Origin of the sequence: Subdoligranulum variabile (assembly GCF_025152575.1) — a bacterium.
GTDB lineage: Bacteria > Bacillota > Clostridia > Oscillospirales > Ruminococcaceae > Gemmiger > Gemmiger variabilis.
The window spans coordinates 2,893,039-2,913,133 of sequence record NZ_CP102293.1 but is presented as its reverse complement, the minus strand read 5'-3'; the positions used below and the strand labels follow the sequence as shown (position 1 = coordinate 2,913,133).

Below are 20,095 nucleotides of genomic sequence, written 5' to 3'. Positions count from 1 at the left end.
TATAGTATAACACAGATATGCCGATGGTGCAAGCTTTTTTTGCGATTTATTTGCCGTTCTTTCCCATATTACATCAGGCTGAAAAGGTCCACCTGACTGGTTTCCGGCAGGTTGCCCAGGGCGCCCACCGAGCGAAGTTTGTCAAACACCGAGCTTGCCACGCCACTGGCCTGCTGCAGTTCCTCGATGGAGATATACTCCTGACCGTGGATCGTAGCTTCCTCCAGCGCCACAGCAGCCGCTTCACCCAGGCCGCGCAGCGACGTAAACGGCAGACGGACTTTGCCGTCCTCCACCACGTATTTGCTGGCATGGCTCTTGCCCAGTTCGATGGGCAGGAACTGACAACCGCGCTGCAGCATTTCATTTTCCAACTGCAGGCTGACCAGCGCATCGTCATCCTTGGCGGTGCGCTCCTCCTTGGGGATGCGCTCGTTGTCCCGCAGATGCTCCTTGGCCACCCGCACGCCGCCCACGGCCGCTTCGTAGTCGATATCCGCGCCGCGCACCGTGAAGTACACTGCGTAGAAGATGGCCGGATGATAGACTTTGAACCACATCAGTCGGATGGCCGCCATCAGGTAGGCCACCGCATGGGCTTTGGGGAACATATATTTGATCTTGCGGCAGGATTCGATGTACCAGTCCGGCACGTCGTGTTCCCGCATAGCTTCCTCCCAGCCCGGCTGGAAACCACCTTTGGCCACCTTGCCTTTACGCACGGCCTCCATAATATCGAAAGCCATTTTGGGTTCCAGGCCTTTGCGCAGCAGATACAACATGATACTGTCACGGCAGCCGATCACTTCCGCGATGGTGCAGGTGCCCGAACGGATCAGTTCGTCGGCGTTGTTGGTCCAAACGTCGGTACCATGGGACAGCCCCGAAATCTGGATCAGTTCCGAGAAATTCTTAGGCTGTGCATCCAGCAGCATCTGGCGCACGAAGTTGGTGCCCATCTCGGGAATTCCAAAGGTACCGGTCTTGGAACCGATCTGTTCCTCCGTCACCCCCAGCGCCTCCGGGCTGGTGAGCAGGCTGTACACCTTCTCGTCGTTCATCGGCACCGAGTCGATGGGGATACCGGAATATTCCTCAAAGTATTTATAGAACGTAGGCACATCGTGGCCCAGCTCATCCAGCTTGAGCAGCGTATCGTGCAGATATTTGAATTCGAAGTGGGTGGTCAGCAGGCCGCCCTTGACGTCGTCCGCCGGATGCTGGATGGCACAAAAGTCATAGATATCAAACGTATCGGGCACAACGACCATGCCGCCGGGATGCTGGCCCGTGGTGCGTTTGACGCCGGTGCAGCCGATAACCAGGCGGTTTTCCTCCGCACGGTTGACGGTCTTTCCACGCTCCTCCAGATACTTTTTGACATAGCCATAGGCCGTCTTATCCTGCAGACCGGAAACCGTACCGGCCTTGAAGACGTTTTCCTTGCCGAAGAGTTCCTCCGTGTAGCGATGGACATGAGACTGATACATACCCGAGAAGTTCAGGTCGATATCCGGTTCCTTGTCACCATAGAACCCCAGGAAGGTTTCGAAGGGAATGTCGTGTCCTTCCACGATCATCTTATGCCCACAGACCGGGCAGTTTTTATCGGGCAGGTCGAAACCGTCCATATGGATACCGTCATCAATCCACTCGCTGTGCTTGCATTCAGGGCACAGATAATGAGGCGGCATGGAGTTGACTTCGGAAATACCGGAGAAGTGGGCAACCGCCGACGAGCCGACGGAACCACGGCTGCCAACCTGGTAACCGCCCGCATTGGAGTAGGCCACCAGACGCACAGCAATGACATACAGAACCGCGTAACCGTGGCCACAGATAGAGTCCAGTTCCTTCTTCAGACGTTTTTGCAGCACATCGGGCAGCGGCGTGCCGTAATCCCTGGCTGCATGTTTCCAGGTATCGTCGCGCAGTTCCTGCTCGGCGCCCGGGATGCTGGGCGGGTAGGTGCCCTTGGGGATAGCCCGCAGATTGTTGTCGATGGTAGCCGCAATCTTGTTGGGGTTGGTGACAACGATTTCAAAGGCCTTGTCCTGGGGCAGATAGCTGAAGTCCTCCAGCATTTCTGTAGTGGTGTGGTAGTACAGCGGCGCCTGGTTGTCGGCATCCTTGAAGCCATTGCCCGCTTGCAGCACAGCACGGTAGATCCAGTCCTCCGGCTCCTGGAAGTGGGAGTCTCCCGTGGCCACCACCGGCTTGTGCAGATCCTCGCCCAGTTTGATCACGGTTCGGTTAAAGTTTTTGATGGCCTCGATAGAGTCCACCTGGCCGTTGCGGACCATGAACTCGTTGTTGCCCAGCGGCTGCACTTCCAGATAATCGTAGTAATCGGCAATGCGCAGCAGCTGCTCATAGGGCTGTCCGGCCACAATTGCCCTGTAAAGTTCGCCTGCTTCACAGGCCGGCGAGAGCAGCAGGCCCTCGCGGTATTTGTTCAGCAGGCTGCGCGGCACGCGGGGCTTTTTAAAGAAATACTGGGTATGCGCCGCGCTGACAATCCGATACAGATTTTTCAGGCCAACCTGGTTCTGCACCAGAATGATCAGGTGATAGTATTTCTTTTTCAGAACTTCCTTGTTGCCGCCCAGACCGGTGTTGATGGCTTCCACGGTGGGGATGTCCTTTTCCTGCAGGTCATTGAGCATGACCTCAAAAATCCGTGCCAGGGCCATGGCATCGTCCACCGCCCGGTGATGGTTAAAAGGCGGAATTTCCAAGTGCTTGTTGATGGTGTCCAGCTTATAGTTGCGCAGGCCCGGGAACAGCGCCTGGCCCATGGGCAACGTATCAATATAGGTGTTTTCGTCAAAGCTGATGCCCGCCTTCTCCCCCGCCTTGCGGATGAAGAGCATATCAAAGCTGTGGGCATTATGCGCTACCAGTACATGGTCCCCACAGAATTCCTTGAATGCACGGATGGCTTCCTCAGGCGTGGGTGCATCGGCCACCATGGCATCGTTGATACCGGTCAGTTCCACAACCTTCTGAGGAATGGGCTTACCGGGATTCACAAAGGTGCAGAACTTCTTTTCCTCGTTGATCTTGCCGTTTTCCACGTAGACGGCACCGATCTCGGTCAACGCCTCCACGTTGGAGTCCAGGCCTGTGGTCTCGGTATCAAACACCACAAAAGACCCGGACAGCGGCATCTGTGCCTTGCCATAAACGGCCGGAATCATATCGTCCACAAAGTACGCTTCACAGCCGTAGATCAGCTTGAAATTCGGGTCGTTTTTGTGAATATCGTCGGTCGCCAGCATCGCTTCGGGATACCCCTGGCAGACACCGTGGTCGGTGATGGCAATGGCACGGTGCCCCATCCGGTGGGCCAGGCGCACAATCTTGCCGGGATCGTTGAAGCCGTCCATGGAACTGGACTTGGTATGCAGATGCAGTTCCACCCGCTTCTGTCCGTCGGGAGCGGTGTCCTGGCGGGGTTCCCGCTCCACCTGCAGCACATCGTAGGGCATGATGACAAAATCATGCTCATACTTGTCGTACATATAATTGCCGCGGACAATCAGCGTGGTGCCGGGCTTGAGCCCTTCCCACTTGGACATGTCGGCATCTTCGTCGCCCAGGATCTTGAGGTTGACCGACCCGGTATAGTCGGTGATGGAAGTAAAATAGATCTTGCGGCGGCTGCCTTTGACTTCGGTGGCAAAGACGTCGCCCCAGACCACCACCTTGCCGCCGTCGCCCAGATCGTTGAGACGACGGGTCTCGGCAGGTTTGAAATTCTTGCCGTAGAATACTTTGACCGGTTTGTTGGACAGGGACAGACCTTCAATGGTGAAATCAGGCGGCGTTTCCTTGGCCTCGAATTTGACCACCGGCGTCTTTTCCTGCAGATACTGCTCGAATTCTTCCTCGGTGCGGGCGTTGCCGGTATCGGCCAGGCGCACAATCGGCAGTGAACCCGTGCGCTCCTGAATCAGCTCCGCCAATACCCGGGGCAATTCCACGCTTTCCAGAATGGTACGTCCCGCGTTCACCCGGATGGTAATTCCGTCTTCGCCAAACACCACCGGCTGGTTCTTGTCCAAAAAGCCATTGACCGGCATGCCTTTTTCTTTCAGTTCCTCGATCATCAGGCAGACCGATTCCGGCGTAATATTCGGATAGGAAAAATAATTGCGAAGATGCAGCTCATACCCTGCAAATACTTCCTGCAGGGATGCACAAAGGCGCCCGCACAGCGCCTGGTCCAGAGGTTCGGCACTGCGCAGGCAGATAACAACCTGACGTTTGGTACGGTGCAGTTCCACGCGCTCAACCAGTACGCTGCCGAAGGCGTTGCAGAACTGCTGGTCCGCCGTAAACTGCGGCCAGACCTGGGTAACAAGTGGTTTCAAAATAGCTCCTTTGCAACTGAATAAGCAAAAGTCCTTGCATCATTTCCGGCGTCCGTTCTGCCGTTTTTGGGCAGCACACCGCTTATAAACGCCCGTTTTGAATCCCGCGATGAAAACGACCAGAAACAGGATGGCCGCAGCCAGACTGCCACCGGCCCGGAAGGGCTGGTCCGCGGCATAGTAAAGATAGCTCGCCAACCCCAGAAAAAGAACCAGCGCGCCGTTGACAATGGCCAGAATGGGCGGCCAGATTGCCTGCAGGACTTCCAACAGGATCGTGCCGATGATCTCCACCAGAGTCTCCATGACGGACCGGCTCCTTTCCGGCACTTCAGCAGCTCACAGTTTATGGATTTCGTCAATGAACTGACCGACGATATCCCCTTTCAGCATGCGGACTTTTTCTCCGCGGATAAAGAGCAGGGCCTCATCCTTGCCGCCGGCAATACCGATGTCCGCATCGGATGCTTCGCCGGGACCGTTGACCACACAACCCATAATGGCAATTTTCAGAGGCTTCTTGAATCCTTCGTCACGCAGACGGCGCTCCACCTCGTTGGCAATCTCGATCATCGGATACTGGGTCCGGCCGCAGGTGGGGCAGCTGATGATCTCAGGCCCTGCCACAGCATAGCCCACCGCCCGCAGGATATCATATCCGGCGTAGACCTCATTTTCCGGATCCTCCGTCAGCGAAACACGCAGCGTATCGCCGATACCTTCCAGCAGCAGTCCCCCAATGCCCATGCCGGACTTGATGAGCCCCATACGGTTGCCGCCCGCCTCGGTCACACCCACGTGGAGCGGGTAGTCCGTCTGCGCCGACAGCATTCGATAGGCTGCCATCATACGGGGGACATTGCTGGATTTGATGGAGATGACAATGTTGTCAAAATCGTGTTTTTCCAGCAGGCGCACATGATACAGTGCACTTTCCACCATAGCCTCCGGCACCGGAGCGCCATACTTGGCAAGGATATGCTTTTCCAGGCTGCCGCCGTTGACACCGATCCGGATGGGCACATTTTTGGCATTGCAGGCATCCGCCACCGCCTTGACCCGGTCATCATCGCCGATGTTGCCGGGGTTGATGCGGATCTTGTCGGCCCCGGCATCCAAGGCGGCCAATGCGGCGCGGTAATCAAAATGGATGTCCGCCACCACGGGGATATCCACCGCTTCCTTAATGGCAGAAACCACCGCCGCATCGGCAGGCGTAGGCACGGTAACACGAACGATCTGGCAGCCGGCTGCCGCCACCCGCTTGGCCTGGGCCACATTGCCCGCAATATCCTTGACCGGAACGTTGAGCATCGTCTGTACGGTGATGGGATGGGTGCCGCCGATGGTAATGTTTCCGATCTTGACTTCTCGTTTCAGTTGGCGCGTCATAGCTGCTCCTCCTTATAAAATCCTGGTAATATCCTGCATCGTCACCAGCAGCATCAGCCACAGAAGCAGGACCATTCCCGCGGTATTGACCGCGATCTGAAAGCGCTGGGGCACTGCATGTCCCGTCAGGCCTTCAAACAACAAAAACAACAGTTTGCAGCCGTCCAGAGCGGGAATGGGCAGCAGGTTGAAAATTCCCACGTTGATGGTCAGAAGAGCCATCAGGGAAAGAACGTCCCGCCAGCCGTACTGTACCGCCTGGCTGACCGCTGAAACCGTACCGATGGGGCCGGATAGCTGGTCGACGCCGACCCGTCCGGTAGCCAGTTCCCAGAAACCTCCAAGAATGGCTGTACTGTAATACTGAAAGAATTCCCCGGTTTGTACCAGCACATTGCGCAGCGTCTTGGGCACCGCCGCCACGCGGAAATCCACACCGCTGATGACGTTGCCGTTTTCATCGGTAGTGGGGGCCACCGTCACATCATGGAGCGTTACGATTTCTCCCTGGCGCAGCACCGTCATCGTATGCTGTTTTGATGTCCCGTCAAACAATTGTGCCAGGGAATTGGCGGTGCGCACCCGGTTACCGTCCACAGCCACAACGGTATCCCCCAGCTCAAGCCCGGTCTGGCTGCTGGAAGCGCCATCCACGAACTGAGCGATGGTAGTACCGCCCAGATTCGCCATGCTGAAAACCAACACAAGCAGAACGATCAGCCCGAGCAGAAAATTCATCACTGCTCCCCACAGCGTCACAAAGAAGCGCTGCCAGGCTCCGGCCTGCTCGAATTCCAGACCGCGCACCGTTACCGGGAACAGCGTTTTCTTCCGTTCCGGCGGACGAACCGGAAGTATTTCTTCCCCGTCCTCATCTGGATCCGGCGGCGTGGCAAAAAGATTGTACCCGCCCAGCGGGATCAGCCGCAATGTATACCGGGTTCCGCCGCGGTTCCAGGCAAACAGCTTTGGGCCAAATCCGATGGAAAATTCCTCCACCCGGATGCCGCAATGCCGGGCCGCCCAAAAATGGCCCAGCTCATGCACCAAAATGACAACCCCGAACACGAGCAGGGATACCAGCCCGGTCAGCAATGCAGTCATAGGCACCTCTCAAATCTCAAATATGGGCTTCCACATACGCGCGGGCCATCCGGTCACATTCATGTACGTCAGCCAGGGTGTAGTCACCGCCGAAGCTGTCGCTGTCCACCATGCCTTCCACCAGGCGGCCGATATCCAGAAATCCGATCTCGTCCCGCAGGAAATGGGCAACCGCCGCCTCATTGGCGCCGTTTGCCGCACAGGGTGCAAGACCTCCCTTACGGATGGCCTTTTTGCAGGCGGCCAGGCAGCGGAAAGTTTCCTCATCCGCCGTGGCAATGCTCAACTTGGTCAGCGCTGTAAAATCCAGCTCCGGGACCGGGCTGGGCAGGCGCTCCGGCCAGGTCAGGGCATACTGGATGGGGATGCGCATATCCGGCACGCCCAGCTGGGCAATGATGGAATGATCGGCAAACTGAACCGCCGAATGAATGATGCTCTCGCGCTGAACGACAATCTGGATCTTGTCTTCCGGCAGGCCGAACAGCCATGCCGCTTCAATCAGTTCCAGACCTTTGTTCATCAACGTCGCCGAGTCGATGGTAATTTTAGCTCCCATGTTCCAGTTGGGATGGCGCAGCGCATCCGCCTTGGTCTTGCCGCGCAGTTCCTCGGTGGTCATGCCGAAGAACGGGCCGCCCGACGCTGTCAGCAAAATTTTCTCCAGCGTTTTGGCGCTGTGGGCATCCTGCAGACACTGGAAGATGGCACTGTGCTCACTGTCCACCGGCAAAAGGTGCACACCGTTGCGTTTGACCGCATCGGTTACCAGGTGACCGCCGGTAACAAGGCTCTCCTTGTTGGCCAGCGCCAGATCATGACCGCTCTCGATGGTTGCCAGCGAGGCATCCAGACCCGCAATGCCGACCACCGCGTTGAGAACCACATCCGGGCCGTCCATGGCGGCCAGCTCCCGCAATGCGTCAGGCCCCTGCATCAGTATCGGTGCATCGGGCTGCCCGGCCAGTTCTCCTTCCAGTTTGCGGAAAGCGTCCGGGTCCACAACCACGACATAGCGCGGATGAAATTCTTGAATCTGCTCCAGCAGTTTATCCACGCGGGAATGCGCTGCCAGACCAAAAACCGAATAACCGTGCATGCGGCATACATCCAGGCTCTGGGTACCGATGGAACCGGTGGAGCCCAGCAGAGTGATGGTCTTACTCATGATTTTTCATCCTTTATTTTACAGTACATAGAAGAAATAACGCACGACAATCGCCACAAACGGGGCAATAAACATCACGCTGTCAAAACGGTCCAGAATCCCGCCGTGTCCCGGGAAGATCGTACCGTAGTCCTTGATGCCCGACTGACGCTTGACTGCCGAGGCAAACAAATCTCCCAGAATACCCAGCACCGAGGCGATGGCTCCCATGAAGAGCAACACCAGGTAATGTTTGGGACGCATCTGGATACTGATCACATTATATCCGGAAGAAAGCAGCGTATAAGCCGCCGTCAGCAGCATTCCGGCAATGATACTGCCCACAACACCCCCGATGGCACCTTCCACCGTCTTGTTGGGACTGACAATCGGTGCCAGCTTGCGCTTGCCAAAGGCACGCCCTGCAAAGTAGGCGGCGGTGTCGCCGCCCCAGGCGAAGCAGAGAATCAACAGAATAAAATATACGGCGTCGTAGCGGTATGTTTCAAAAGGCAACATCCGTTTCAGGTGAATGAGAGAGTAAAAACAGAAGATAATGACCCCGGAAAAATAGACGTATCCTGCCAGTTTGCCGAAATCCAGTTTCTGCACCTGTGCAATCTGGCAGATATTGAAAAACAGCACCACCAGAAAGCTGACCGGCAGCACCAGCATGCGGGCCGCCTGGGTAGTCGTGAGCATGATCAGCAGCGTGTACGGCACAGCCACAGCATAGAGATACCACTGCTTTTTGCCGAATCCCATGGCGGAAAATACTTCATGAATGGCAATCAGGCAAACGGCAGTGAGCACCAGATCAAACAGGATGGTGTTGAAAAATGCCAGTACGACAGCAAGCAAAGCCAGGCCGACGACGGCGGTAATGACGCGGGTCTTCATACGGTGGTTCCCTTTCACGGATGGAATAATACAAATACTCATAACAGCCTATGCGGGCGTGCCCATCGGCATGCCCGCACAGACGATGAGGAAGTTCCGATGCAATCAGACTTCCATGATTTCCTTGTTCTTGGCAGCACAAGTCTCGTCAATCATCTTGACGTACTTGTCGGTCAGTTTCTGGGTTTCTTCCTCCAGTTTCTTCTGGTCATCCTCGGTCAGTTCGCCGGCCTTCTTCATGGCCTTGAACTTATCCATGGCATCGCGGCGGACGTTGCGCACCGCGACCTTGGCTTCCTCGCCCTGTTTCTGAACATCCTTGGTCAGCTGTTTGCGGCGTTCCTCGGTGGGGGCCGGGAACACCAGCCGAATCACCTGACCGTCATCAATGGGATTGATGCCGATATCACTGGTCTGGATCGCCTTGGAGATGGGCTTGAGCATCTGGCGGTCCCAGGGGGTGATGGTCAGGATCCGTGCTTCCGCCACGGACACAGCGGCGATCTGGTTGATCGGCGTGGGGCTGCCGTAATAATCCACCGTGACGCGGTCGAGAACCGCAGGGTTGGCGCGGCCGGCGCGGATCGAAGCCAGCTCCCGGACCAGATGGTCCACGCTGGCGTTCATCTTTTCTTCAAAAGGTTTGGTCGTGCTGCTCATGGCAATTTCTCCTTAGTTTTTATAGTAGTATAGGCACATTTTATGAATTTTTCTTACTCTTTGACGATGGTTCCCACACGCTCGCCCTGCACGGCTTTTGCAATGTTGGCCGGCTCGCCCAGATCAAAGACAACGATGGGCAGACCATTGTCACGGCACAGCGTTGCCGCAGTGGAATCCATCACCGCCAGGCGCTCATCCAGCACCCGGGTGAAAGTCAGGGTGTCATAGCGCACCGCATCGGAATATTTATGCGGATCCTTGTCGTATACCCCATCCACCATCGTCGCCTTGAACATAGCGTCAGCGCCGATCTCCAGCGCACGCAGTGCCGAGGCCGTATCTGTCGAGAAGATCGGGTTGCCGGTCCCGCCGCCGAAGACAACGATCTTACCGCTTTCCAGGGCAGCAATGGCTTTGTCACTGGTAAAAACTTCCGCCACCTGCGGCATGAAAGAACTGGTCATGACCACCGCGGGCACCCCCTGCTGCCGCAGGGCATCCTTGACAGCCAGCGCATTCATGACCGTGGCCAACATGCCGATTTTGTCGGCATCCATCCGATCCATCTTTCCACTGGAGCGGCCACGCCAGAAGTTGCCGCCGCCTACCACAATGCCGATCTGGGCGCCAAGTTCGTGCGCCGCCTTGATGCCGGCGCAGATGGAAGCGATGGTCGCTTCGTCAAAGCCGGTTCCCTTGGGGCCGGAAAGGGCCTCGCCGCTGACTTTCAGCAGGATGCGTTTGTATTGAATCCCCATAATGATTACACCACCTGTTGTTTAGTACGGTTTTATGCCGCATGGGCACAATAAACCATTGTTATTTGTATAGTATTTTACAATAGATTGCAGGTAAAGTAAAGCGCCGCCGAAAAAAAAGAGCACCACCCCCGCGGGTGATGCCCATAAAAACTATTGAGGAGGCTGCAGAAGCGGATAGAGTTCCAGCTGAAGCGCGCGGCGGCGCCGTTCCCGCTGTGCGGGCGCAGCCGCTGCCGATTCCAGCATCATACTCCCCAAATCCACCGCACAGGACGGCAATGTGAACCGAAGGCAGGTCCCCTGCCCCCGTTCCACCGCGAGAGTCCAGCCCATCGCCGCTGCATAGGCGCGAATCAGCGGAAGTCCCAATCCGCCCTGCTCCAGCAGATGCTCGCTCCAAACGCCGCCTTCCAGCAGCCCCGCTGCGTCTTCCGGCAGGCCCGGCCCGTTGTCCCGATAGTAAAACAGTCCCGGCTCACAGGACAGCGTGATCTTCACAGGTCGGCCTGCCGCCAGAGAGTTGGAAACCAGATTGGCCAGCAACCCGTTGAGAAGGGTATCGTCTCCCATGGTCAGCAAAACCGGCATCGAATCCGGTGCTTCCACCGAGACCGAAGCATCCACCGTTTCCTGCAGCAAAATCTCATTGCAGAAAGCTGCCAGTTCCCGCAACTGTCCCAGCAATTCCATGGGGCGCGGCGCACAGACCTGATGCAGAACCGGCGCAACGGCCGCATCCGCCGCGTGGTTTCCCAGACGCTGCAGGGTCAAAAGCTGTTCGGTGATCTGCCGCAAAAGCGGGCGGAGCGTTTCATATTCGGACGGCGTCACACAATGGGCCATCTGGTCGTCCAACACTTCAAAGGCATTCTCCAGCAGATGGAACGACTGGCGGAAGCGTCCGCGCAGTCCGCCGCGCAGCGCCATCGCCAGTTCCTTTTCGTTTGCCTGCATGCCGTGTTCCTCCCCTTTCCGGGCCCGGTTGGCTTTATATGATCTCCTGCTTCAGCAGTTCCAGCATTCCTTTGAGCAACTTGCCATTGGGCAGCACTGCATCTTCCGGCAGTCCGCACCGCAGACACAGCTGCCGGTACAGCGGTGTTCCCTGCTGCCACATCTTGCGCGACAACCGCATGACTGCCGCCGCAACGCTGGCCTCCTGCGTGTTGTTGTCCTGCGCTACCATCTGATAAAGCGCGGCCGCAGAACAGGGCCGGTCTGCCGTATATGCGTACAGCAGCATCTGCTCCAGATAGTCACAGCCACTCATGGCCGGATCACCATGCATCTGCTGCAGGCAGCGTCTGCAGAATCCCCGTGCCCGGTACAAACGATACTGGTCCGCACCTGCTCCCAGCAGATAAACCTGGTCAAACAAATCCTTGAGGCGGTATGGTTTGAGAAGGATCTGGCAGTCCTCAAAAATCTGCATAGCCCGGCGCGCAGCCGTCTGTTCCGGCACCGGGACCGTGAGCAGAATAACCGGCTCCGGCTCCAAATGCAGCTCGTGGATGGCCTCCATCAAAGAAAGGATTCCCATATCCGCCAACAGTACATCCAGCACCAGGACCTGCGGTGTAAGACCGCAGCGCAGCTGCTGCAACAGCTCCCGCCCACCGGACAGTACCGCCGCCGCACAAACTTCAGGGTGGGTCTGTGCATAGAGGCGGATGCAGTCCCGCTCCATACGGGCCTCGGCCACAAAGGCTGCTATCACCGTCTTCTTTTGTACCAGCGGCTGCATCGCGGCTGTTCCTCTTTCCGGAGCGCTCCGGCCCCTTTCCAACGTCCCTTGCATGGCCATTACACCGCCGTTCCGCACAGGTCCCGCAAAACGTCGGGGAGTTGTTCCGGTGCCACCGCATTCTCGTACATGTAACACAGCAGCCGACCGGCAAATGCCTCATCCAATCCGCACAAACTGCAGGAAACATCTTCTGCGGACGTTCTGCGCTTGGCATGAAAACACAGCGCATGACCGGCACGCTGCAGCGCATAGGTCACCTGTTCCGCCTTTTGCAGCCCCTCCAGCTCCGAAAAATCCCGCCGGTAAACGGCCAGATATTCCTGTCCGGCTTGTTCCATGAATTCTTCATCCTCTCCACTATACGAAACCGAAATCCCAGGAGAGCCTGCCGCGGTACAGACCTCCTTTAATAAGGTACTATAGGGCAAACAGGGAAAGGATTCAATCCACACCGAACCTACGTTTTCCTACGCGAAGCGCAAAAAAAGTGTGTTTTGATTCAGTATAGCACAAAAAGTGCAAAATGGGAACGTTTTATGAGAAAATTTGGTGAAAACCATCTCCCATCGGGCAACAAAAAAAGATCCGCACTGCATGCAGTGCGGATCTTTTTGGTGGACCTGGAGGGATTCGAACCCTTGACCTCTCGGATGCGAACCGAACGCTCTCCCAACTGAGCTACAGGCCCAAATTTTTCCGACTTGAATAGTCTACCGCATTCCCGGAAAATTGTCAAGGGGTGCTGCCAAAAAAATGGGATGAACAAATCCGAAGTTGTAAAAAGATCGACCCGGACGCCTTTTTTCTGTCGGAATGGTTTGCGCCCGCCGCGCAAATGGTGTATGATTAGAGCAAATCGGTTTTATGAGGAGTGTTTCTGGATGAAATTGCCGTCCTTCGCCCCCTGGGAAAGCTGGAACCGCAAACTGCTCCTGACGGCTGCCGGCTGCGCCGGGGCCATCGTGGTGTTTTGCTGTCTTCTGATCATCGCCCTGAACGGCAAGCCCGCGCCGGAAGGAAATTTCGATCAGGCTACCGCCGAAACGGCCGAGACCGCCTCTGCCGAGACGGCGGAAATTCCTCACGCCGCCGACCTGGCCGTGGAAACCGCCGCGGTGGGCACCGTTCTGCCGCAGACAGAGGACGCCGGGCGCAGCTATGTGGACGAAACACTGTTCATCGGCGATTCCAACACCGCCCGGTACCTGATGTATGCCGACGAGACCGGACAAGCATTCACATCGCTGAACAACAACATCGGTGTGGTGAGCATGGGAGCCGGTGCCATCACCACCCTCAAGTGTGAGAAATTCAAAGGCTCCTCCACCATGTACACCGTACCAGAGGCGGTGGCCATGCTCAAGCCCAAACGCATCATCATCTGCTATGGTACCAACAATCTCAGCGGTTCCTCCACAGACGCCACCAATTTCATCTCCACCTACTTAAAAGGCCTGCAGGCCATCCAGACGGCCTGGCCATACTGCGACATCATTGTCAGTGCAATCCCGCCGCTGGACAAACAGCGGGAAAACACCAATCTCACCATGACCCAGGTGGACGCCTACAACGCCGCCCTGGTGACCATGTGTGAGGAAAACGGCTTCAAGTTTCTGAACAGTTCCGAAGTGCTGCGGGACAGCACCACCGGCTGGGCCAAGACGGATTACACCCTTTCGGATGGGGTGCATCTGTCCAAGGCTGCTGTAACCGCCTACTTCAATTATGTGCGGACTCACGCCTATGTGACCGAAGACCGCCGTCCCCAGCCGCTGGGCACCATTCCCACCCCCGACGGCGTCCCGGCCAACCTGATCTCCGAAGACCCCATTGCCGTGCGCGGCGCCAAAGTTCCCCTGGAATTCGTGGCCACCAATGGCGGTACCCTGTCCGGGTCCACCAGCCAGCTTGTCAAGAAGGGCGGCACCGCCAGCGCCGTCACTGCGGTTGCGAAAGAAGGCTTCGTTTTTGCCGGATGGACTTCCAGCACCGGCGGCAGCTACAGCAGCGCTACCATTCAGTTCACCATGCCCTCTGACGCCAACGCCGGCGGTGTGGTCCTGACGGCTCATTTTCAGGCGGATGCCCATGAGCATCAATATGTGGAGGTAAGCGGCACCGCCGTGGCTCCCACCTGCCTGAATGCGGGCAGTGCCAAATACAAGTGCAGCATCTGCGGGGAGATCATTGAGAAGGATATTCCTGCACTGGGCCACGATTGGGATGGTGGCAGCCAGCAGGGGGATCAGATGGTATACACCTGCCGTCGCTGCGGCCAGACCAAGAGTGAAACCATTGCGCACACCCACAATTACAACATTGTGGTGAGCGACACGCCTGCAACCTGCACCAGCGCCGAGGTCATCCAATTGAAATGCAGCTGCGGTGCGCAGACCACCACCTACGGCCAGAGTGCTCTGGGGCACCAGCCCGTGACACAGGGTGACAGCAGTGTGGTCTGCGGCCGATGCGGAGTGCTGCTGCAGGAAGCGCCAGCGGCCACTGCTCCACCTGCAACGTCTACCGATCCCGGGACCCCGCCCCCCAGCGGAGACGGTTCCAGTAGTTCAACGGAAAGCAGCAGTTCTACAGAGACAGCACCTTCCGAGAGCAGCAGTTCCACCGACAACAGTTCTGCAGGTTCCTCCGAAAGCAGCTCCTCCGGAGGCGAAGGCGGCGATGGAGGCGCTCCTGCCCCCGAGCCGCCCGCCGAGCCAGAGCCTGAAATACAAGCGGAAAGTGTCCCGGCTTCTTCTGAGCAAGGCTGACACCACCATACAGTAACATTTGCTTCGGACCGCTCCCTTGCGGGAGCGGTCTTTCTATGCAACACAAAGAAATGAGGACTTTACCATGGATTCTTCCCCCAAGAAACAAGGCGGCAGCGGCGAATTGATGCGCCGGTTCCTGCCCTACCTGATGAAATACAAGGGCATCCTGTTTTTCGATTTATTCTGTGCCGCTCTGACCACCTTGTGCGATATCGTTCTGCCCAAGATCATGGGCACCTTGACCAACGCCGCTTCCGGTCAGGGGGCTGCACTGACTGTACAGGCTGTTCTGCGACTGGCCGCTCTGTATTTCGTGCTGCGCATCATCGACGGCGCCGCCAGCTATTTCATGTCCGGTATCGGGCACATTATGGGCGTGCATATCGAGACCGATATGCGCCGGGATGCCTTCGATCATCTGCTGCGGCTGGACCATACCTACTACAACAACACCAAAGTCGGCCAGATCATGGGACGAATCACCAACGATCTGTTCGATGTAACGGAATTTGCCCATCACTGTCCCGAGGAATTTTTCATCGCCTTTATCAAGATTGTAGCTTCCTTTGTGATTCTCTGTCAGGCCAGCATCCCGCTGACGCTGGTGGTATTCGCCTGTGTTCCGCTGATGGGTGTTGTTTCGGTCTGTCTCAATCTCAAACTGCGGGCCCGGTTCCGGCAGCAGCGCTTTCAGATCGGCGAGCTCAACGCCACCATTGAGGACAGCCTGCTGGGGCAGCGGGTGGTCAAAGCCTTCGCCGCTGAGGAACAGGAGCGGGAAAAATTTGCCGAAGGCAACCGTGCGTTTGAGCGCATCAAAACGCTGACTTACCACGCCATGGCCGCCTTCAACACCTCTACCCGCCTGTTCGACGGCCTGATGTACCTGGTTGTTATCCTGGCCGGCGGTCTTGCCCTGGTCTATGGCGCCATCAACGCCGGCGACCTCGTCGCCTATGTGCTGTATGTTTCCACCCTGATTGCCACCATCCGCCGCATCGTGGAATTTGCCGAGCAATTCCAGCGGGGCATGACCGGCATCGAGCGGTTTCTGGAGATCATGGACACGCCTGTGGCCATTGCCGACGCTCCTGATGCTCAGCCGCTGGTGGTGCGGGAAGGCGGCATCGAATTCCGGGATGTGAGTTTTGAATACCCCGATGACCACAACCAGGTCCTGCGCCATGTAAACCTGCGTATCCGTCCCGGAGAAAGCCTGGCCCTGGTAGGGCCTTCCGGCGGCGGCAAAACGACATTGTGCAACCTGATCCCCCGCTTCTATGATGTAACCGGCGGTGAGATTCTCATTGACGGGCAGAATGTGCGCCATGTCACACTGCACAGCCTGCGGGATGCCATCGGCGTCGTACAGCAGGACGTCTACCTCTTCAGCGGCACCGTAGCCGAAAACATTGCTTATGGCAAGCCCGGCGCCACCCGGGAGGAAATCGAGACCGCTGCCAAACTTGCCGGAGCCGACGGTTTTGTGCGTGCCCTGAAAGACGGGTACGACACCTATGTGGGAGAACGCGGTGTCAAACTCAGCGGCGGTCAGAAACAGCGTATTGCCATTGCGCGGGTCTTTCTGAAAAATCCACCCATTCTTTTGCTGGATGAGGCCACCAGCGCTCTGGACAACGAGAGCGAGATTCTCGTGGGACAAAGCCTGGACAAGCTGGCCAAGGGGCGTACCACACTGACCATCGCCCATCGCCTGACCACCATCCAGAACGCCGACCGCATCCTTGTCCTTGGCAAGGACGGCATCGAGGAGGAAGGGACCCACACCGAACTGCTGGCCAAAAAAGGCATCTATTACCGGTTGTGGAACGGACTTGTCAGTGGTCAGACCCTGTAAATCCCAATCCCCCGCCTTTCCGGCGGGGTATTTTTATACGGCGGCAGCCACTTTGAGCATACGACGTGTATTGAGGGTAAAAGTCAAAAGATTGGAGGCAATCATGATGCCGAGAAATGCCATAATGCCGTAGCGAGGCAGCAGCAGCGCAATGGCCGCAATCCGGAAAATGGAATCCATCAGAGAATACCGGAACGTGGCCAGCTGCTCCCCCAGCCCCTTGAGAACACCGTCCACCATACTTTCCAGATACATGAAGGGCGCCACAAAGCCCAACACCTGCACATACCGCCCCACCTCGGCATCCCGGTACACCCACTGGGCCAGCTGCGGGCCAAACACCACAAAACAGGCCCCTGCCGCCAGAGAAAACACTCCGGTCAGTTTCAGCATCGTAACGATCAAACGCCGGGTGCTCTGTCCGTCTCCGCGGGTATAGGCGCGAGTGATCTCCGGCATCAACAGACCGGACAGCGCAGAAAGCACCGAAAACGGGAAGAACAACAGAGGCAACGCCATCCCCTTGAAGTTGCCGTACTGGGTCATGGCCACTGCACGGCTGCCGGTATACAGCGACAGCGTCAGCGGGATCAGGCTGCTTTCCACCGCCTGCAGTCCACTGCCCAGCAGCCGGCTGCCTGTCACCGGCCATACAATCTCATACAGTTCCCGCCGGGTATACGGGTGCAGCGGCTCGTTGCTGCGCCGGGCAAACTCCCGGGTCCTGGCCGCGAAAGTCAACATCAGGCAGCAGGATACACCTTCCGAAACCGTATTGCCCAACACCACCGCCGCGCAGCCGTATCCGGCCCCCCACTGCGCCATGACCCGCAATCCCGCTACCGCCACCGTCATGCGGACCAGCTGTTCGATCAATTGGGCCACCACATTGGGCGTCACCCGCCGCGCTGCGAGAAAGCATCCCCGCAATGCCCCTGCCACCGCCATAAACGGCAGGCTGGGAGCCAGCACCCGCAGGGCTGTCTCGGCCCGGGCATCGTGCAGCAAAAGACGCGCTGCCGGACCGGCCAGCACCGCCTGCGCCACCATCGCAACCGTACCGAAAGCCAGCGCCGCTGCACACAGACCTCGCAGTGTGGCAGACATTCCCTGCCCCCTCGCCAGACTCTGCGCCGCCAGCCGGGTGGCCGCCACATTGATGCCGGCTGTCGCCAACGAAACGAACACCATATACATCGCCAGGATCAGCTGATACAGCCCCATGCCCTCGCCGCCCAGGTAGGCCGAGAGGACCACCCGAAACCCCATGCCCAGCATCCGCAGCACCAGGCCCGAGGCAGTCAGCAGCATTGCATTCTTGAGATACACGCGGCGTCTTGTCATGGTGTGCCCCCTCTCTTCCCCTTTGCATGCCTATGTTCCCACACCGCAGATTATTCCTTGCACACCCATGGGCCCCGGTGGTACAATGAAGCCAACAATTTGCAGGAGGTTTTCCATGAAAGAAGTCGATACCGCTGCCACCTATCTGCGCGAGCATCTGCCCTTTGCCCCCGACCTGGCCCTGGTGCTGGGTTCCGGCCTGGGCGGTCTGGCACAAGAGATTGAGGACGCCGTCGTCATCCCCTACCGGGAGGTACCGGGCTTTCCCATCTCCACTGCGCCGGGCCATGCCGGACAGTTTGTCGCCGGACGGCTGGGCGGGAAAAATGTGCTTTGCATGCAGGGACGTTTCCATTACTACGAAGGCCACGAGATGAGTGCCATTGCACTGCCCGTGCGGGTATTCAAAGCGCTGGGATGTACTGCCCTGGTGCTGACCAACGCCGCCGGCGGCGTGAACTGGGATTTCAACGTGGGCGATTTCATGCTCATCACCGACCATATCAATTTTATGGGCGCCAACCCGCTGCGCGGCGCCAACGATGACAGTATCGGCCCGCGCTTCTGCGATATGACCCATGTCTATGCCCCGGAACTGCAGGAAGTCGCGCTGAAAGTTGCCGCCGAACAGAACCTGGTCCTGCAGAAGGGCGTATATCTGGGCTATATGGGCCCCAGCTTTGAGACCCCCGCCGAGATCCGCGCTTTCCGGACCCTTGGTGCCGATGCCGTGGGCATGAGCACCGTCCCCGAAGCCATCGCCGCCAGCCACTGCGGGCTGCCCGTGCTGGGGCTCAGCCTGATTACCAATATGGCTGCCGGCATGGCGGGAAAGCGGCTGTCCGGCGACGAGGTTATCGAGATCGCCAACCAGCGCGGTGCCGTGTTCCAGCAGCTGGTGCGCGGCATTGTCGAGGCAATGTAAAGTCGACGGCAACCTTGCAATAACAGGGCATTTTTGGTATACTATACGTTGCCTGAGCGCATTTTTATGGTAAGGAGCAAAACATCATGAGTGAAGAATGTACCCACGATTGCAGCACCTGCAGTGCGAATTGTGATCATCGTGCCCCGCAGCATGAGCCGCCCCACCCGAGAAGCCATATCCAAAAGGTCATCGGCGTTGTGTCCGGCAAGGGCGGCGTCGGCAAGAGCATGACCAGCGCCATGCTGGCCGTCGCCATGCGCCGCCTTGGCTACAAGGCCGGCATTCTGGACGCCGACATCACCGGTCCCTCTATCCCCCGCCTGTTCGGGGTAAAAGGTCCGGCTACCGGCGACGGCGAATCCATCAACCCCATTGCCAGCCGTACCGGCATCGAGATCATGAGCATCAATCTGCTGCTGGATGATCCCGAAGCCCCGGTGGTCTGGCGCGGCCCCGTTATTGCAGGCGCCGTCAAGCAGTTCTGGCAGGAAGTGGTATGGGATGTGGATTTCCTGTTTGTGGACATGCCTCCGGGAACCGGTGACGTGCCGCTGACCGTCTTCCAGACGCTGCCGGTGGACGGCATCATCATCGTGTCCAGCCCCCAGGAACTGGTGGGCATGATCGTCGGCAAGGCCGTACAGATGGCCAAGATGATGAACGTGCCGATCCTGGGCCTGGTGGAAAACATGAGCTACGCCGTCTGCCCCGACTGCGGCAAGCATATCAACGTGTTTGGCGACAGCCATGTGGACGAGATTGCCGGCAAGTATCAGCTGCCCGTTCTGGCCAAGATGCCCATCGATCCCGAACTTTCCAAAGAGGCGGACGCCGGTATGATCGAAATGTACGCCGGCGACTTTTTGAACGGTGCTGCCGATGCCGTGGCGAAGTTAATTAAGTGAAACCCGGATTTTGTCCGGCCTGCGCCGAAGAAAATTAAGTTATAAATAGCAGATTTAATTTTCAAAAGGTTTTTCTCTTAATTTCTAAAGATTCTTTTGCTTTAGTGTTGTAAAGTGCCGTTTTTCATGGTATGATAGCGGCAAGAACAAAGACGTTCCCATAAAGGGTCAGTGTACCCTTAGGGAACGCCTTTTTGTT

Annotated in this window: 16 protein-coding genes and 1 tRNA gene; 4 read left to right on the top strand and 13 right to left on the bottom strand. The window is 57.5% G+C overall.

The genetic code is table 11. The annotated features are described in order from the left end of the window. Positions 1-68: 68 nt before the first annotated feature. The 12 genes from NQ490_RS13710 to NQ490_RS13655 form a co-directional block, all read right to left on the bottom strand. Positions 69-4,376 carry a PolC-type DNA polymerase III gene (locus tag NQ490_RS13710; protein WP_040917619.1) on the bottom strand — a complete coding sequence of 1,436 codons (4,308 nt, stop codon included), beginning with the start codon at positions 4,374-4,376 and terminating at the stop codon, positions 69-71. A 39-nt stretch (positions 4,377-4,415) separates the two neighbouring features. Continuing rightward, complete coding sequence (locus NQ490_RS13705; protein ID WP_007046589.1) at positions 4,416-4,682, bottom strand: hypothetical protein; 267 nt, start codon at positions 4,680-4,682, stop codon at positions 4,416-4,418. 33 nt (positions 4,683-4,715) lie between these two features. After that, positions 4,716-5,768 (bottom strand): flavodoxin-dependent (E)-4-hydroxy-3-methylbut-2-enyl-diphosphate synthase, encoded by a 1,053-nt coding sequence (gene ispG, locus NQ490_RS13700; protein WP_007046590.1) that lies wholly within the window; start codon positions 5,766-5,768, stop codon positions 4,716-4,718. 12 nt (positions 5,769-5,780) lie between these two features. Further along, entirely contained in the window at positions 5,781-6,872 is a 1,092-nt protein-coding gene (locus tag NQ490_RS13695) for a M50 family metallopeptidase (RefSeq protein WP_007046591.1), read from the bottom strand. Between the two features lie 16 nt (positions 6,873-6,888). Next, positions 6,889-8,040: a 1-deoxy-D-xylulose-5-phosphate reductoisomerase gene (dxr, locus tag NQ490_RS13690; protein ID WP_007046592.1), complete on the bottom strand. Its 1,152-nt coding sequence runs from the start codon at positions 8,038-8,040 to the stop codon at positions 6,889-6,891. An 18-nt stretch (positions 8,041-8,058) separates the two neighbouring features. After that, positions 8,059-8,919, bottom strand: coding sequence for a phosphatidate cytidylyltransferase (locus NQ490_RS13685; protein ID WP_007046593.1), 861 nt, complete (start codon positions 8,917-8,919; stop codon positions 8,059-8,061). Between the two features lie 105 nt (positions 8,920-9,024). Then, a complete protein-coding gene (gene frr / locus NQ490_RS13680; protein ID WP_007046594.1) occupies positions 9,025-9,579 on the bottom strand; it encodes a ribosome recycling factor in 555 nt (184 codons plus the stop codon). A gap of 53 nt (positions 9,580-9,632) precedes the next feature. Next, a complete protein-coding gene (gene pyrH / locus NQ490_RS13675) occupies positions 9,633-10,340 on the bottom strand; it encodes a UMP kinase (RefSeq protein ID WP_007046595.1) in 708 nt (235 codons plus the stop codon). Between the two features lie 153 nt (positions 10,341-10,493). After that, complete coding sequence (locus tag NQ490_RS13670; RefSeq protein WP_007046596.1) at positions 10,494-11,297, bottom strand: sensor histidine kinase; 804 nt, start codon at positions 11,295-11,297, stop codon at positions 10,494-10,496. A 34-nt stretch (positions 11,298-11,331) separates the two neighbouring features. Continuing rightward, on the bottom strand, positions 11,332-12,087 hold the full coding sequence (locus tag NQ490_RS13665) for a response regulator (protein WP_040917620.1): 756 nt from the start codon (positions 12,085-12,087) through the stop codon (positions 11,332-11,334). Between the two features lie 59 nt (positions 12,088-12,146). Next, positions 12,147-12,428: a hypothetical protein gene (locus NQ490_RS13660; RefSeq protein WP_007046598.1), complete on the bottom strand. Its 282-nt coding sequence runs from the start codon at positions 12,426-12,428 to the stop codon at positions 12,147-12,149. A 274-nt stretch (positions 12,429-12,702) separates the two neighbouring features. Beyond that, positions 12,703-12,778, bottom strand: a tRNA-Ala gene (locus NQ490_RS13655). Positions 12,779-12,971: 193 nt separating this feature from the next. On the opposite strand from NQ490_RS13655, the gene NQ490_RS13650 reads away from it, so the two are divergent. Next, a complete protein-coding gene (locus tag NQ490_RS13650) occupies positions 12,972-14,858 on the top strand; it encodes an SGNH/GDSL hydrolase family protein (protein WP_050764686.1) in 1,887 nt (628 codons plus the stop codon). 85 nt (positions 14,859-14,943) lie between these two features. Next, positions 14,944-16,719 (top strand): ABC transporter ATP-binding protein, encoded by a 1,776-nt coding sequence (locus NQ490_RS13645; protein WP_007046600.1) that lies wholly within the window; start codon positions 14,944-14,946, stop codon positions 16,717-16,719. Positions 16,720-16,752: 33 nt separating this feature from the next. Here the strand turns inward: NQ490_RS13645 and NQ490_RS13640 are convergent, their stop codons facing one another. Further along, positions 16,753-18,063, bottom strand: a complete 1,311-nt coding sequence (locus NQ490_RS13640) for an oligosaccharide flippase family protein (RefSeq protein WP_007046601.1) — start codon at positions 18,061-18,063, stop codon at positions 16,753-16,755. 115 nt (positions 18,064-18,178) lie between these two features. On the opposite strand from NQ490_RS13640, the gene NQ490_RS13635 reads away from it, so the two are divergent. Then, the gene (locus NQ490_RS13635; protein WP_007046602.1) at positions 18,179-18,988 is read left to right on the top strand and encodes a purine-nucleoside phosphorylase; all 810 of its coding nucleotides are present in this window, start codon (positions 18,179-18,181) and stop codon (positions 18,986-18,988) included. Between the two features lie 86 nt (positions 18,989-19,074). Beyond that, the gene (locus NQ490_RS13630; protein ID WP_187118508.1) at positions 19,075-19,896 is read left to right on the top strand and encodes an Mrp/NBP35 family ATP-binding protein; all 822 of its coding nucleotides are present in this window, start codon (positions 19,075-19,077) and stop codon (positions 19,894-19,896) included. Positions 19,897-20,095 lie beyond the last annotated feature (199 nt).